Annotated in this window: 13 protein-coding genes; 7 read left to right on the top strand and 6 right to left on the bottom strand. The window is 73.0% G+C overall.

Annotation, left to right across the window (positions count from 1 at the left end):
• Positions 1–52: 52 nt before the first annotated feature.
• Positions 53–1,168: an allantoicase gene (gene alc / locus AB0D93_RS17060; protein ID WP_362119924.1), complete on the bottom strand. Its 1,116-nt coding sequence runs from the start codon at positions 1,166–1,168 to the stop codon at positions 53–55.
• A 51-nt stretch (positions 1,169–1,219) separates the two neighbouring features.
• Entirely contained in the window at positions 1,220–2,557 is a 1,338-nt protein-coding gene (allB, locus tag AB0D93_RS17065) for an allantoinase AllB (protein WP_362119926.1), read from the bottom strand.
• Between the two features lie 273 nt (positions 2,558–2,830).
• Between allB and AB0D93_RS17070 the strand changes: the two genes are divergently transcribed.
• Complete coding sequence (locus AB0D93_RS17070; protein ID WP_362119928.1) at positions 2,831–3,625, top strand: IclR family transcriptional regulator; 795 nt, start codon at positions 2,831–2,833, stop codon at positions 3,623–3,625.
• Positions 3,626–3,653: 28 nt separating this feature from the next.
• On the opposite strand, the gene AB0D93_RS17075 is transcribed toward AB0D93_RS17070, so the two are convergent.
• Positions 3,654–3,971, bottom strand: coding sequence for a DUF5955 family protein (locus tag AB0D93_RS17075; protein ID WP_362119930.1), 318 nt, complete (start codon positions 3,969–3,971; stop codon positions 3,654–3,656).
• A gap of 129 nt (positions 3,972–4,100) precedes the next feature.
• On the opposite strand from AB0D93_RS17075, the gene AB0D93_RS17080 reads away from it, so the two are divergent.
• Both AB0D93_RS17080 and aceB read left to right on the top strand, forming a co-directional pair.
• Positions 4,101–4,703, top strand: coding sequence for a nucleotidyltransferase family protein (locus tag AB0D93_RS17080; RefSeq protein WP_362119932.1), 603 nt, complete (start codon positions 4,101–4,103; stop codon positions 4,701–4,703).
• Between the two features lie 184 nt (positions 4,704–4,887).
• Positions 4,888–6,513 carry a malate synthase A gene (gene aceB, locus AB0D93_RS17085; protein WP_362119934.1) on the top strand — a complete coding sequence of 542 codons (1,626 nt, stop codon included), beginning with the start codon at positions 4,888–4,890 and terminating at the stop codon, positions 6,511–6,513.
• Between the two features lie 4 nt (positions 6,514–6,517).
• Here the strand turns inward: aceB and AB0D93_RS17090 are convergent, their stop codons facing one another.
• Complete coding sequence (locus AB0D93_RS17090) at positions 6,518–6,793, bottom strand: SelT/SelW/SelH family protein (RefSeq protein ID WP_362119936.1); 276 nt, start codon at positions 6,791–6,793, stop codon at positions 6,518–6,520.
• Positions 6,790–7,704 (bottom strand): HipA family kinase, encoded by a 915-nt coding sequence (locus AB0D93_RS17095; RefSeq protein ID WP_362119938.1) that lies wholly within the window; start codon positions 7,702–7,704, stop codon positions 6,790–6,792. Before AB0D93_RS17095 ends, AB0D93_RS17090 begins: the two co-directional genes overlap by 4 nt.
• 381 nt (positions 7,705–8,085) lie before the next feature.
• Between AB0D93_RS17095 and AB0D93_RS17100 the strand changes: the two genes are divergently transcribed.
• The gene (locus tag AB0D93_RS17100) at positions 8,086–8,829 is read left to right on the top strand and encodes a CAP domain-containing protein (protein WP_362119940.1); all 744 of its coding nucleotides are present in this window, start codon (positions 8,086–8,088) and stop codon (positions 8,827–8,829) included.
• 7 nt (positions 8,830–8,836) lie between these two features.
• Here the strand turns inward: AB0D93_RS17100 and AB0D93_RS17105 are convergent, their stop codons facing one another.
• Positions 8,837–10,336, bottom strand: coding sequence for an IucA/IucC family protein (locus AB0D93_RS17105; RefSeq protein ID WP_362119942.1), 1,500 nt, complete (start codon positions 10,334–10,336; stop codon positions 8,837–8,839).
• Positions 10,337–10,416: 80 nt separating this feature from the next.
• Here AB0D93_RS17105 and AB0D93_RS17110 point away from each other — a divergent pair, with 80 nt between their 5' ends.
• Genes AB0D93_RS17110 through AB0D93_RS17120 form a run of 3 tightly spaced genes read left to right on the top strand, consistent with a single transcriptional unit; the run spans position 10,417 to position 14,027 of the window.
• Positions 10,417–11,955, top strand: coding sequence for an IucA/IucC family protein (locus AB0D93_RS17110; RefSeq protein ID WP_362119944.1), 1,539 nt, complete (start codon positions 10,417–10,419; stop codon positions 11,953–11,955).
• 9 nt (positions 11,956–11,964) lie between these two features.
• A complete protein-coding gene (locus tag AB0D93_RS17115; RefSeq protein ID WP_362119946.1) occupies positions 11,965–13,227 on the top strand; it encodes a VWA domain-containing protein in 1,263 nt (420 codons plus the stop codon).
• A complete protein-coding gene (locus AB0D93_RS17120) occupies positions 13,227–14,027 on the top strand; it encodes a hypothetical protein (RefSeq protein WP_362119948.1) in 801 nt (266 codons plus the stop codon). Before AB0D93_RS17115 ends, AB0D93_RS17120 begins: the two co-directional genes overlap by 1 nt.
• Positions 14,028–14,076 lie beyond the last annotated feature (49 nt).

A 14,076-nucleotide genomic window follows, 5' to 3' on the forward strand; every position in this document is an offset into this window, starting at 1 on the left:
GGGCGCCCGGTGCTGTCCAGGCCGGGGCGCCCCGCGCGCGTCAGGGGGTGGGTCAGCCGCCCAGTTCCCGGTGCCGGCCGGCGAGGTCCGCGGCGCCCTGCTCGGTCAGGGAGCCGTACAGGCGCAGACGGGAGATGCCGCCGTCGGGGAAGATGTCCACGCGCGCGTGCGTGCCGACGGCCGGCTCGGGGAGCACGAAGCGGTGGTTGGTGTCGGGCTGGAGGCGGGTGCGCGGCAGGATCTCGGTCCACTCGCCGTCCTCGCCGTCCTTGACGTGGACGGAGGCCCAGCCGGCGCTGTTGCCCTTCAGGTAGGCGGTGTCGATCTCGATCGCGCGGATCTGCGCCTGGGCGGCCAGCTGGTAGCGGATCCAGTCGTTGCCCCGGTCACGGCGGCGGCGGGTCTCCCAGCCGTCGTCCATCTTGCGGGAGCGGCCCGGCTGGATGGTGTTGGTGGCCGGGGAGTAGAAGAGGTTGGAGGCGTCCTCGACCCGGCCGCCGTTCTCCAGGGCGACCACGTCGAAGGTGCCGAGGGCCGCGAGCCACCCGGGGTCCGGGACGACCTCGCCGTAGACCCGCAGGCGGGCGATGCCGCCGTCGGGGTGCTGGTTGACGCGCAGGTGGGTGAAGCGCTGCTCGGCGGTGACCTCGAAGCCGTTCGCGGCGTGCCCGCCGACGGCGGTGCGCGGGACGATCGTCGTCCATTTCACGTCGTCGCCCAGCAGTTCCTGCGGGGACGGCGCGCCGGGTACGGACGTGCCCTCGACGGACACCGCCTGCGGGTAGTTGCCGCGGAAGTGGGCGGTGTCGACGACGATCCCGCGGATCACCCCGGGCGCGCCGAGGCGGACCAGCGCCCAGTCGTGGTCCTCGGCCGTCGGCCAGGGGTGCTCGGCCGAGACGCCGCGGCGGCGGCGGGTCTCCCAGCCGTCCATGATCTTGCCCTTGTGCCCGAAGTGCTCGGGGTCGAACTCGGCCGGCTCGGGCACCAGCAGGTTCTCCCGCTGGGCGAAGAACTCGTCGTTGGCGGCGATGACACCGGCACCGAGCTGCCGGTCGGCGAGGTTGGCGTACTGGGTGAAGGGGAAGTCGGCGGTGCGGTAGTCCGCGTACGGGTCGCCGCCTCCGTAGGGGTTCGCGTCGCCGGTGAAGCTCTGTGTCGCCGTCACGGGGATCAGGGGGTCCTTTCTGGAGTCGGCCGGTTGCGGGTGCGGGGTGGCTTACTGGGGGCGGGTGAGGAGTGTGCCCTTCGGCTCGGTGAACTCGCCGTCGTGGACGATGCGTTCGCCGCGCAGCCAGGTGGACTTCACGACGCCGTACAGGGTCTTGCCGGCGTAGGCGGTGACCCGGTTGCGGTGCTGGAGGCCGGCCGGGTCGACGGTGAACGTCTCGTCGGGGGCGAGGACGGCGAAGTCGGCGTCACGGCCGGCCTCGATGGCGCCCTTCCGGCCCAGCCCCACGAGGCCGGCGGTCCGGGTGGACATCCAGCGCACGACGTCCTCGAGGCCGTGACCACGCGCGCGTGCCTCGGTCCACACGGCGGACAGGCTGAGCTGGAGGCCGGAGATGCCGCCCCAGGCGGTGGCGAAGTCGGCGGTCTTGAGGTCGGCGGTGGAGGGCGAGTGGTCCGTGACGACACAGTCGATGGTGCCGTCGGCCAGCGCCGCCCACAGCAGGTCCTGGTTGGCGGCCTCGCGGATGGGCGGGCAGCACTTGAACTCGCTGGCGCCGTCCGGTACTTCCTCGGCGGTGAGCGTCAGGTAGTGCGGGCAGGTCTCCACGGTGATCCGCACCCCCTCGGCGCGGGCCGCGCGGATCAGCGGCAGCGCGTCGCTGGAGGACAGGTGCAGCACGTGCACGCGCGCGTCGAGCCGCCGGGCCTGGCCGATCAGGGCGGCGATGGCCGTGTCCTCGGCGTCGCGCGGGCGGGAGGCGAGGAAGTCGGCGTACCGGGGGCCGCCGTGCTGCGGGGCGGCGGCGAGGTGGTGCGGATCCTCGGCGTGCACGATCAGCAGGCCGCCGAAGCCGGAGATCTCCGCCAGGGACCGGGCGAGCCGGTCCTGGTCGAGATGCGGGAACTCGTCCACCCCGGACGGCGACAGGAACGCCTTGAAGCCGAAGACACCGGCGTCGTGCAGCGGGCGCAGGTCCTTGACGTTGTCCGGCAGGGCGCCACCCCAGAAGCCGACGTCGATGTGCGCCTTGTCGGCGGCCACCTCCCGCTTCACCCGCAGGTTGTCCACGGTCGTGGTCGGCGGGAGGGAGTTGAGCGGCATGTCGACCAGCGTGGTGATGCCGCCGGCCGCCGCCGCGCGGGTGGCGGTCCAGAAACCCTCCCACTCGGTGCGGCCCGGGTCGTTGACGTGCACGTGGGTGTCGACCAGACCGGGCAGCAGGACGTGGTCGCCGAGGTCCTCCAGCCGCGCGTCGGCCGGGATCCCGGCGTCGTACGGCAGCACGGCCGTGATCGTCCCGGCGGACACGGCGACCGTGGCGGCCCGTGTCCCTTCCGGAGTGATGACGCGCGTCGAGCGCAGGACCAGTTCAGCGTCGGACACCCGAACCCCTCTCTGTACCGCCGTTTTACGCCCCGGAAACCGGATTTACACCCACGAAACGGATTTCAACGTTCTGTTGAAGGAGTCTTCACTCCCGCTCCCCCGCCGTCAAGAGGCACACTTCCGGACAGGACACCCCGCGCCTGCAGTCTGGACGTTTCCACAAAGCGGAATTACAATTCCAGCAAGCAGAACGTAGCTACGTACAAGCGGGGAGTCAACCGGCTGCCGGGTAGGCTTCTGCCCTCCCGCCAGTCCCGAAAGGAACGTGCCGTGCCGACGTCCAGCGCCAGCACCACCGACTCCGCCAAGTCCTCCAACGGAGGTGGCGTCCAGTCCCTGGAACGGGCCTTCGACCTGCTCGAGCGGATGGCGGACGCGGGCGGCGAGGTGGGCCTGAGCGAACTGTCCGCGACCAGCGGACTGCCGCTGCCGACCATCCACCGGCTGATGCGCACGCTGGTCGCCTGCGGCTACGTCCGCCAGCAGCCCAACCGGCGCTACGCGCTCGGCCCCCGGCTGATCCGCCTCGGCGAGTCGGCGTCCCGGCTGCTCGGCACCTGGGCGCGGCCGTATCTCGCGCGCCTGGTCGAGGAGACCGGCGAGACCGCGAACATGGCACTGCTGGACGGCGACGAGATCGTGTACGTGGCCCAGGTGCCGTCCAAGCACTCGATGCGGATGTTCACCGAAGTGGGCCGACGGGTGCTTCCGCACTCGACCGGGGTGGGCAAGGCGCTCCTGGCCGGGGTGCCGGACGACGAGGTGCGGGCGCTGCTGGCGCGGACCGGGATGCCCTCCGCGACCGAGAAGACGATCACCACGCCCGAGGGGTTCCTGGCCGCGCTGGAGGAGGTGCGGCAGCTGGGGTACGCCGTGGACGACAACGAGCAGGAGATAGGGGTCCGGTGCCTCGCGGTGTCCGTACCGGAGTCTCCGACGGCTGCGGCGATCTCGATCTCCGGGCCGGCCGGACGGGTGACCGAGGAGGCCACCGGGAAGATCGTGCCGGTGCTGCAGCAGATCGCCCTCGAGCTGTCCCAGGCTCTGGCGAGTTCGGGCGCCTGACTTCCCCGCGCCCCCCGGGGGGCCGGGGTCAGCCCCTCTGCGCCGGCCCCCCGAACAGGTCCACCGCCTGGCGCACCTCGCCCAGCCCGCCGGCCAGGGCACTCACCGACCCGATGGCCCCGGCGATCAGTAACAGGGAGCTGCGCAGGCGCGGGATCTCCGGGGAACCGCCGGAGGCCATCGCCGCCAGGGCCGCCAGCTCGTCCTCGGCTATGGCGCGGTCGGGGAAGTCGGAGGGGAGCGCGGCGAGTTCGCGGCGCAGCCGGGACACCGCGGTCCGCAGTTCCGCCACCCTCACGTCCTCGTCGCTGCCGGTCACTGGCCTCTGCCCCAAGCTCCGCAACACAGCCCTCCCCCTCACACGGCGTCGTGCGCGGGCCAGTAAACGCCACCACGTCCGGGAGCGCCACAGGGCGGACCGAAATTCAGCCCAAGGAAACCGGCCGCCCCCGCCTCCGTCAGGTATGCAGGACGCATGACGGACAACCATCACGCGGAGGTCGCCGGGCTGCTGCTCGCCGCCGGCGGGGGCAGGCGGCTCGGCGGGCGCCCCAAGGCACTGCTGGAGCACCGGGGGCGCCTCCTGGTCGAGCACGCCGTCGGGGTGCTGCGGGCGGGCGGGTGCGCGCGGGTGCACGTGGTGCTGGGCGCCCGCGCCGAGGACGTCCGGGCGCGGGCCGGCCTGAGCGGCTGTGTGCTTGTGGACAACCCCGGCTGGGCCGAGGGCATGGGCTCCTCGCTGCGGGCCGGACTGGACTCGCTGGCCGGTACGGGGGCGCGGGCGGCCCTGGTGAGCCTGGTCGACCAGCCCGGGATCGGACCGGCGGCCGTGGCACGGGTGCTGGGCGCCTACGAGGACGAGAAAACGCTGGTCTCCGCCGCCTACGACGGCACACGCGGACATCCCGTGCTCTTCGGCGCGGCCCACTGGCCGGGCATCGCGGCGACGGCCACCGGGGACCGCGGTGCCCGCACCTACCTGAAGCAGCACGCGGCCGCGGTCCGGCTCGTGGAGTGCGCGGACGTCGCCGAGCCGTACGACATCGACACCGAGGCCGACCTGCGCCACCTTGAGTGAGGAAGGTGGCACTGGGAGCCACCTTGCCTCGACCCAGAGAATCTCGACATCAACAAACCATTGAAGTTCCACGATGAGGAAACTAGTATCCACTGTTCAGAAGCGCCTGCCCGCACAGTTGGCGCTGTTTGCCCTATTCGTGCCTCTGGGCACCCGGTGCCACCGCTGAAGGAAGTGACAGCTCATGTCCGCACCAGCGCCGTCCCCGCTGGCCATCGTCGACGCCGAGCCCCTGCCCCGGCAGGAAGAGGTACTCACGGACGCGGCGCTCGCCTTCGTGGCGGAGCTGCACCGGCGGTTCACCCCGCGCCGTGACGAACTCCTCGCCCGCCGGGCCGAGCGCCGCGCCGAGATCGCCCGCACCTCCACGCTCGACTTCCTCCCCGAGACGGCCGCGATCCGCGCGGACGACTCCTGGAAGGTCGCCCCGGCCCCGGCCGCGCTGAACGACCGGCGCGTCGAGATCACCGGCCCCACCGACCGCAAGATGACCATCAACGCCCTGAACTCGGGCGCGAGGGTCTGGCTCGCCGACTTCGAGGACGCCTCCGCGCCCACCTGGGAGAACGTGGTCCTCGGCCAGGTCAACCTGATCGACGCCTACACCCGGAACATCGACTTCACCGACCCGGTCTCCGGCAAGTCCTACGCCCTGCGCCCCGACGAGGAGCTGGCGACGGTCGTCATGCGGCCGCGCGGCTGGCACCTGGACGAGCGTCACCTGACCGACGCCGACGGCCGCGCCGTCCCGGGTGCCCTCGTCGACTTCGGCCTGTACTTCTTCCACAACGCCCAGCGGCTGCTGGACCTCGGCAAGGGCCCGTACTTCTACCTGCCGAAGACCGAGTCCCACCTCGAAGCGCGCCTGTGGAACGACGTGTTCGTCTTCGCGCAGGACTACGTCGGCATCCCGCAGGGGACCGTCCGCGCCACCGTCCTGATCGAGACCATCACGGCCGCGTACGAGATGGAGGAGATCCTCTACGAACTCCGCGACCACGCGGCGGGGTTGAACGCGGGCCGCTGGGACTACCTGTTCTCCATCGTGAAGAACTTCCGTGACGGCGGTGCCCGGTTCGTCCTCCCGGACCGCAACGCGGTCACCATGACCGCCCCGTTCATGCGGGCGTACACCGAACTCCTCGTCCGCACCTGCCACAAGCGCGGTGCGCACGCGATCGGCGGCATGGCCGCGTTCATCCCGTCCCGGCGCGACGCCGAGGTCAACAAGGTCGCCTTCGAGAAGGTCCGGGCCGACAAGGACCGCGAGGCGGGCGACGGTTTCGACGGGTCCTGGGTCGCCCACCCCGACCTCGTCCCGATCGCCATGGAGTCCTTCGACAAGGTGCTCGGCGACAGGCCGAACCAGAAGGACCGGTTGCGCGAGGACGTCCACGTCGAGGCGGCCGACCTGATCGCGATCGACTCGCTGGACGCCAGGCCGACCTACGCCGGACTGGTCAACGCCGTCCAGGTGGGCATCCGTTACATCGAGGCCTGGCTGCGCGGCCTGGGCGCGGTGGCCATCTTCAACCTCATGGAGGACGCGGCCACCGCCGAGATCTCCCGCTCCCAGATCTGGCAGTGGATCAACGCGGGCGTCGAGTTCGAGAACGGCGACAAGGCCACGCCGGAGCTGGCCCGCAAGGTCGCCGCCGAGGAACTGTCCGGCATCCGCCAGGAGATCGGCGAGGAGGCCTTCGCCGCCGGCCACTGGCAGGAGGCCCACGACCTGCTGCTGCGGGTCTCCCTGGACGAGGACTACGCCGACTTCCTCACCCTGCCGGCGTACGAGCAGCTGCGGGGCTGAGCCCTCAGGAAGCCGGATCGTCCGAGTGGCCCAGGGACCTTCCCGGGGCCACTCGGTCGCGTACGGCCCGCTTGACGGCCGTGGGCTCGGGGAAGCCCTGTTCGCGGCGGTCCCAGACGGTCTCGTCGTCGACCCTGACGACGAACACCCCGCCCGTGCCGGGCTTCAGCGCCAGCTCCGTCAGCTCCGCCTCGAAGGTCGTGAGCAGTTCCTGCGCCAGCCAGGCGGCACGCGGCAGCCAGCGGCAGCGGGTGCAGTACTCGATCTCCACACGGCTCATCCCAGGTGCACCGTCCAATCCTGTTCGGCCGCGGGCTTGCCGTGCAGGTCGGGGACCTGTTTGAGCCACGCCGGGCGTCCCTGCCGGCTTCTCGCCGTGCGCAGGGCCTCCTCGGCGGCGAGCTCCTCCCGGGTGGGGAAGCCCGTGGGCAGCCAGGCCTCTGAGGCGCGCACGCGCGCGTGGAGGTAGTCCACGTACGCCGCGCGGATGTCGTCCGCGGTCGCGAACCCCTCCTCTCCGGCCAGCCAGGCGTCCGGCACCTCGGCGGCGATGTCCCGCAGCAGCTCCCGCGTCACCTTCGGCGCCAGCTCCGCGTCGGCCGCCCGTACGTCGGGGCCGTAGTGACCGAGGGCGTGATGGCGGAAGTCGTAGGCCTTGGCCGGGTCGGAGCTGTCCCAGCGGTGGTGGAAGACAAGAGCGGCGCCGTGGTCGATCAGCCACAGGCGCGGGGGCACGGTGCCGAGGGTCGGCCAGACCATCAGATTGGAGCTGTGGACCGTGCGGTCGACGTTCACGGTCAGGGCGTCGAGCCAGACGATGCGGCCCGCCTCCAGGGGATCGACCGGGAAGACCTTCGCGACCTCGGGGGTGAGGTCCCGCGCACCCGGGAGGTAGTCCATGCCCAGGTTGAGTCCGCTGCTGGCGGCGTGGAGGTCGCGCACCTCCTGGTGCGGCTCGCTGTCCGCGATCGCCGGGTCGAAGTGGACGAGGACCAGCTCGGGGAAGCGCAGCCCGAGAGCGCGGGCGAGCTCACCGACGATCACCTCGGCGACCAGCGCCTTGTGCCCCTGCGCGGAACCGGTGAACTTCACGACGTACGTGCCGAGGTCGTCGGCCTCGACGACCCCGGGCACGGATCCGCCGGAGCGCAGCGGGGTCACGTATCGAACAGCAGTCACGTCGCGCAGCACACGGCCACCCTAAATCAGGCGGGCCGTCCCCGAACGTCCCGAGAGTGACATCCCTCACACCCCGCTCGCCAACTAACCGTGCCGCGTAGTAGACACAGCTCCGACGACATATGGGATTTGTCCGTCTTGCCATCGGCACGCGGCGTCCGCCAGGTGCGACCCCAGCGGTCCGACGACACCCTCCCCCATCCCTCCCGCACGGTGGCCTTCTGACGGCCCGCCAGTCCTCAGCAAACGTCACGGGCGCGAACCCGGCATCTCCTCGCCCGCCTGACAAGGCGCGACCCGGTCTACTAGGCGAGGTCGTAGAAGCGGCCCTTTGCGCTCCTTGGGAGCCCTCCTGAAAATGAGCCCTCGGCGATCACCGAGTGAGGTTCACGCATGGCCAAGCACCGCAAGACGCAGCAGTTCCGGCGAATAGTCATCGCCACCGCCGCCATCGGCGCCGTGGGCGTACCGTCCGTCGCCCTCGCCTGTTCCGACTGGCCGCACGGCACGGAGCACCAGGCCGACGCCGCCGCGACCAGCACGCCCCAGCAGCGCGAGCACCACGGTCACCGGCATCACCATCGCAATGGCCATCACCACACCGGCACACCGCGTGCCACCGCGTCCCCCACGCACCGGCCCACCGCTCACCCGAGCACGGCCACGACGGCCCCGGCGCACGAGCCCGCACGGACCACCGCCCCCAGCACGCCCCGGGCCACCGCCACGCCGAGCGCCCCGAAGGCCACCGCCACGGCGTCCGGTGCCACCGCGCGCGTCGTGCAGCTCGTCAACGCCGAGCGCGCGAAGGTGGGTTGCCATCCCCTGACCGTGAACTCGGAGCTGACCAAGGCCGCGCAGGCCCACAGCGCGGACATGGCGGCCCACCGGAACATGTCGCACACGGGCTCCGACGGGTCCTCCCCGGGCGACCGCATCACGCGGGCCGGCTACAGCTGGAGCTCCTACGGCGAGAACATCGCCTACGGGTACGCGACCCCGGAGCAGGTCATGACGGGCTGGATGAACAGCCCCGGACACCGGGCCAACATCCTCAACTGCTCGTTCAAGGAGATCGGCGTCGCTCTCGCCCAGCCGGGCAGCTACTGGACCCAGGACTTCGGCACCGCCCGGTGAGCACGGGTCAGCCGCCCGCCAGCGGGTTCGGCAGGGGCAGGTAGCGGGCGTCCGCGCCGTCCGCGCCGGTCCAGCGCAGCAGCAGGTTCGTCTTGCCGGGCAGGGTGGGCGAGGCGAGCAGGGCGGGGATCTCGGGCAGGTCGTGCCGGGCGAGTTCGGCGCGGGCGGCCGGCCAGGGGTCCAGTCCGGGGTGGTGTTCGGCGAGGGCGGCGGCGATCTCGGCGAGGTGGTTGACGACCAGGCAGTACACCAGCCGCTCCCAGCCCGCGGCCCGGGTCACGTCCGGCAGCAGCTTGACCCCCTCGGCGTCCCGGAACAGCACCTGGACGGGCAGGCCGGCCGCGTCCACGGCGACGAGGGTGTTCTGCAGATGGGCCTCGACCACGACCCCGTGGTCGCCGAACGCCCTGAGTGCGGGCGGCACGACCTGGCGCAGATACGCCTCCCACCAGACCGCCGGGTCCGCCGCCGCGGCCAGCGGACTGCCGTCGAACCCCTCGGCGAGGCCGGCGGCCAGCAGCGGGGTGGCGCCCGGCAGCAGGTGGCCGCGCAGGCCGTCCCGGACGAGGACGGCCAGTTCCTCGAAGGCGAAGACGGCCGTGCGGTAGCCGCGGTCGCCCAGCCAGGCCGCGGGCCGGCCCACGGCCTCGACGGCGTGCAGGGCGGCCGTGTCCGTGCGGCGCAGCCTGCGCAGGTCGTGGCGCCACAGGCGGCGGACGTCGTTGGTGATGCGCACGTCCAGGCTGAACTTCAGGAAGAGGTCGCGCCCGGGCTCGTACACCGTGCGGATCGCCGCCGTCGGCCAGGTGTCGAACGCGGTCGTGCCGAGGCGCAGCAGGCGTCCGTCGGCGAAGGCCTCCGCCAGTTCCCCGGCGACCAGGTCCAGCTGCCACGGGTGGGCGGGCAGCAGCCGGTAACCGGGCGGGGCCGTGCCGAGCGCGTCCAGGGCGCCGGTGTCGCCCTCCTCCGCCACCTGGTCCTCGCGGACACCCAGCAGCACGAGCGGGAAGCGGGCGTGCGCCTCGGGGGCGTACGGCAGCCAGGAGGCGACCGGGCCGCCGCCGCGCGCCTTGGGCGCCGGGTGGTGGGGGTGGCCGGTGATCAGGGACTGCTCGGACCTCAGGTAGGGGTCCGCGGGCGGCGTGGCGCGGGCACGGGCGGTGAGCAGCGCGGCGACCGCGTCCCGGCTGTCGACCATCTCGGCGGGCAGGTCGCCGCCCGGCAGACCGGTGTGCCGGCGCAGTTCCTCGGCGACCAGTTTGACGAGCTCGGTGTGGCCGACGCGGTGCCAGGCCCCGGCCGCGTGGAGCTCGGGGTCGGCGGGACGGCGGCCGGGCCGCACGCGCAGCAGCCGCCCGCTCGGCAGCCGGTGGACCCGCGGGTCACCGGGGCCCGCGAGCGGCTCGGCCACCTCCCGCAGCAGGCAGTTCAGCAGGGGCGCGGCCGCGTAGGCGTCGGCGCGGCGGCCGACGGCTTCGGCGGAGGGGGAGGCGTCCACGCGATCCATTCGTTTCGTCCGGGCTGGTCCCGATCAGTATGTCTGTCGTCCACGACAATCGTCCTGCGCGCGTACCCGAGGAGCCGACCGTGCACCGTCCCCCCACCGCCGAGGCCGAGGTCGCCGAGGAGCTGACCGCCCTCCGGCCCGCGCTGCTGCCCCGGTACACGGCGGAGCTGCCGGGCGCCCGCGCCGCAGTGCTGACCCGGCTGTGGCGGGCGCTGGCCCACGAACCGCTGCCATGGGTCACCGGCCGGGTGCGCGGCGCCCACGGCCTGGCCCTGCGGCTCGCCGACGGCCGGACGCTCTACGGGCCGCACGCGGACCCGTACGCCACGAGCGCGTACGTCACCGGTGTCCGCCTGGACCGCGAACGCCACGTGGATCCGGCCGGGCTGATGAGCGCCCTCGCGGTGCCGCACGGCGCCGCCTTCGCCGCCGAACTGGCCGGGAGCGTCGCCTCGTTGGCCCTGTCGCGGGCCGACGCGGATCACCCGAAGGAGTGGCCGGCGGGGGTGCCGACCGAAGGCCGGGCGAGGGAGTGGGAGTGGGAGCAGCGGGTGACCGACGGGCATCCGTACCACCCCGGCTGCCGGTCCCGGCCCGGTTTCTCGGTGGCGGACGAGCTGGCGTACGGCCCGGAGCACCGGCCGGTGGTGGAGCTGGGGACGGTGCCGGTGGCGGCGGACGGGTGCCTGGTGACCGGCGACTGGCCCGGGGAACTGCGGGACGGCGAGCGGCTGCTGGTGCCCGTCCACCCCTGGCAGGCCGACCACGTCCTGAAGCGGTCGTACGCCCCCTGGCGCTCGGCCCACCCCCTGCTGTCCCTGCGCACCCTCGCGCTGCCGGACGGCCCGCATGTGAAGACCGCGCTGAGCGCCCGGCTGACGTCCTCCGTGCGGGACATCTCCGCGTACTCGGTACGGGCCGCCGCGCCGCTGTCCGGCCTCGCCGAGGAGCTGGCGGCGCGCACCGACGGCCTGCTGCACATCACCCGTACGACGGCCGCCGTCTCGGCCCACTCCCCCGACCTGGCCGCGCTGCTGCGGGAGTCGCCCGAGGTGTACGCGCGTGCGGACGAACAGGTCGTCCCGGTGGCCGCGCTCGCCACGACCGGGCTGCCCGACTCGCCCGGCTGGACGGCCGCGTTGGCCCGGCTGGCGCTGACCGTCGGCCTGCGGCTGCTGGACCTCGGCGTGGCCCTGGAGGCGCACGGCCAGAACCTGCTGGTGATCCTGGCGGCCGACGGCACCCCCCGGCGGCTGGTCTACCGCGACCTGGCCGACATCCGGATCAGCCCGGACCGCCTGGCCCGGCACGGCATCACCCCGCCACCGCTCACCGGCCGCCTGGTCACCGACGACGAAACGGCCCTGCGCCGCAAGCTGTTCGGCTCCCTGGTGGCGGGCGCCCTGGCCGGTACGGCGGGTTCGGCCGCGGCCCTGGGAGCGGCCCTGTCGGCCGCGGTACCCGGAATGCCCGACACCCCCGACCTGCGCGCACTGCGCGAAGGGCCGCTGCCGGCCAAGGCGTTGACCTTGATGCGGCTGTCCCCGCGGTCCCCCGGCGACCGGTGGACCTCCCTGCCGAACCCGCTCGTTTTGGAGCCCGGACCGTCTGATCAATAGGATCCGGCGATGATCACAAGACAACGGCTGGCGGCGGGCGTCTGTGCTCTGCTCGCCGCCCTGGCGGCCGGGATCGCGTTCCCCGGCCAAGGCGTCGCCGACGAGACGCGGGCGGCCGCCCCACAGGTCGAACTCGTGCTGGACGTCAGCGGTTCGATGCGGACGCAGGACATCGACGGCGGCACCCGGATGGCCGCGGCGAAGCAGGCGTTCAACGACGTCCTGGACGCGACCCCGCAGGAGGTCCGGCTCGGCATCCGCACCCTGGGCGCCAACTACCGCGGCAACGACCGCAAGGAGGGCTGCAAGGACACCGCGCAGCTCTACCCGGTCGGCCCGCTGAACCGGACCGACGCGAAGACCGCGGTGGCCACGCTGCAGCCCACCGGCTGGACGCCGATCGGGCCCGCGCTGCTGAAGGCGGCGGACGACCTCGGCAGCGGGGACGGAACCCGCCGTATCGTCCTGATCAGCGACGGCGAGGACACCTGCCAGCCGCTCGACCCGTGCGAGGTGGCCCGGGAGATAGCCGCCAAGGGCATCGGGCTGACCATCGACACCCTCGGCCTGGTGCCGGACGCCAAGACCCGCGACCAGCTCAGCTGCATCGCGGACGCGACCGGCGGCACCTACACCGACGTACGGCACAAGGAGCAACTGTCCGACCGGGTCGGGCAGTTGGTCGACCGGGCCGCCGACCCGGTGGTGACGCCGGTGGCCACGCAGGGCGCCGCGCAGTGCGAGAAGGCCCCGACGCTGAAGTCCGGGCTGTACACGGACCGCGAGGAGTTCGGGCAGCAGCGCTGGTACAAGGTCGACGTCGACCCCGGCAAGGAGCTGCGCGCCTCGGTGAGCGTGGCCGACGACCGTGCCGTGAACCCGGACTACGGGGTGCTGCTGCGGGCGGTGACCCTGCGCGGACGGGAGATCGTGCGCGGCGAGGCCGCGGGCACGGGCCGTACGGATGTGATCTCGACGGGCCTGCGCTACCCGAAGCCGGACAGTGACGACGACAACGCGCCCGCGGAGACGGTGTGCCTCCAGGTCACCAACTCCTTCTCGGCCGCGGCGGGCGTCAGGACCGCGCCCGGCCTGCCGCTGGAACTGACCGTGGACGTCGTGGACGGGCCGTCCGGCCATCACGACGTGGCCTCCTTCGGCCTCGGTCGCGGCTGGTGGCTGCTGGGCGCGCTGGTGCTGACCGGCTTCCTGGCCGGTGTGCTGTGGGGCTGGCTGTCGCGCTGGCGGGTCGCGGTCTGGAGGGCGAACTGATGCGGATCACACGTGTGCTGGGCGCCGCGCTGCTGGCGCTCGGTCTCGCGGCCGGGCCGGCCGCGGCCGACTCCTCCCCCTCTCCGAGTGCCTCCGCCGACGGCAAGGCACCCACGCAGGCGGGCACCTCCTTCCGCACGGCGACGGAGGTCCGGCAGGGGCAGCGGGCCACCGCGTCCGGCTCCACCGGTGACTACCTGTACTGGTCGTTCCCCGCGGACACCGGGCAGCGTCCCACCGTCAGGGCGACGGTGAAGCTGCCCGCCACGCACGGGGCGCAGACCTGGCAGCTCGACGTGTACGACGGACTGCGCCGCCGCCAGGCCTGCCAGTACGGCGCGGCGAGCCGTACGGCCGGGCAGGGGGCGTCCTCCGTCGGGCTGGCGTGTGTGCTGCGCACCGTGCGCGGCTGGTCGGAGCCCTGGGCCGACGACCCGCTGCCGGGCACGTACTACGTCCGGCTGACGGTCGTGGACCTCGGCTCCGCCGACCTCGGCAAGCCGGTGAGCGTCGAGCTCCGGGCCGACTCCGAGGACATCGGCGGCGCGGCCGCGGTCGACGGCTCGCTGGCCAAGCCGCTGGTGCCCGGCATCGCCGTCAAGTCCGAGGCGAGCGGGGACGGTTCGAAGACCGCGGTGCTGTCCAGCTTCGGCTCGGACGACGGCTGGTCCTCGGGCTGGTGGTCCGACCGCTGGGTGTGGACCGCGGTCGGGGGCCTGCTCGCGGCTCTCGCCGGGATCGGCGGGTACGCGCTGACGCGGGGTTCGGGACGTCCGTCCCGGGTGCCGCCGAACGTGTGAGCCCAGGTACTCGAAGGCCCGCCGCCCGGCGGGCCTTCTCCCTTTTCCC

Source organism: Streptomyces sp. NPDC048191 (genome assembly GCF_040652655.1).
In the GTDB taxonomy this organism is placed as follows: domain Bacteria; phylum Actinomycetota; class Actinomycetes; order Streptomycetales; family Streptomycetaceae; genus Streptomyces.

What these genes read in the sequence shown, in the direction of transcription:
- AB0D93_RS17080 (WP_362119932.1), top strand. Translation starts at nt 4,101, where the DNA reads ATGACGGACAACCATCACGCGGAGGTCGCCGGGCTGCTGCTCGCCGCC.
- aceB (WP_362119934.1), top strand. Translation starts at nt 4,888, where the DNA reads ATGTCCGCACCAGCGCCGTCCCCGCTGGCCATCGTCGACGCCGAGCCC.
- AB0D93_RS17090 (WP_362119936.1), bottom strand. Translation starts at nt 6,793, where the DNA reads ATGAGCCGTGTGGAGATCGAGTACTGCACCCGCTGCCGCTGGCTGCCG.
- AB0D93_RS17100 (WP_362119940.1), top strand. Translation starts at nt 8,086, where the DNA reads ATGGCCAAGCACCGCAAGACGCAGCAGTTCCGGCGAATAGTCATCGCC.
- AB0D93_RS17105 (WP_362119942.1), bottom strand. Translation starts at nt 10,336, where the DNA reads ATGGATCGCGTGGACGCCTCCCCCTCCGCCGAAGCCGTCGGCCGCCGC.
- AB0D93_RS17115 (WP_362119946.1), top strand. Translation starts at nt 11,965, where the DNA reads ATGATCACAAGACAACGGCTGGCGGCGGGCGTCTGTGCTCTGCTCGCC.
- AB0D93_RS17120 (WP_362119948.1), top strand. Translation starts at nt 13,227, where the DNA reads ATGCGGATCACACGTGTGCTGGGCGCCGCGCTGCTGGCGCTCGGTCTC.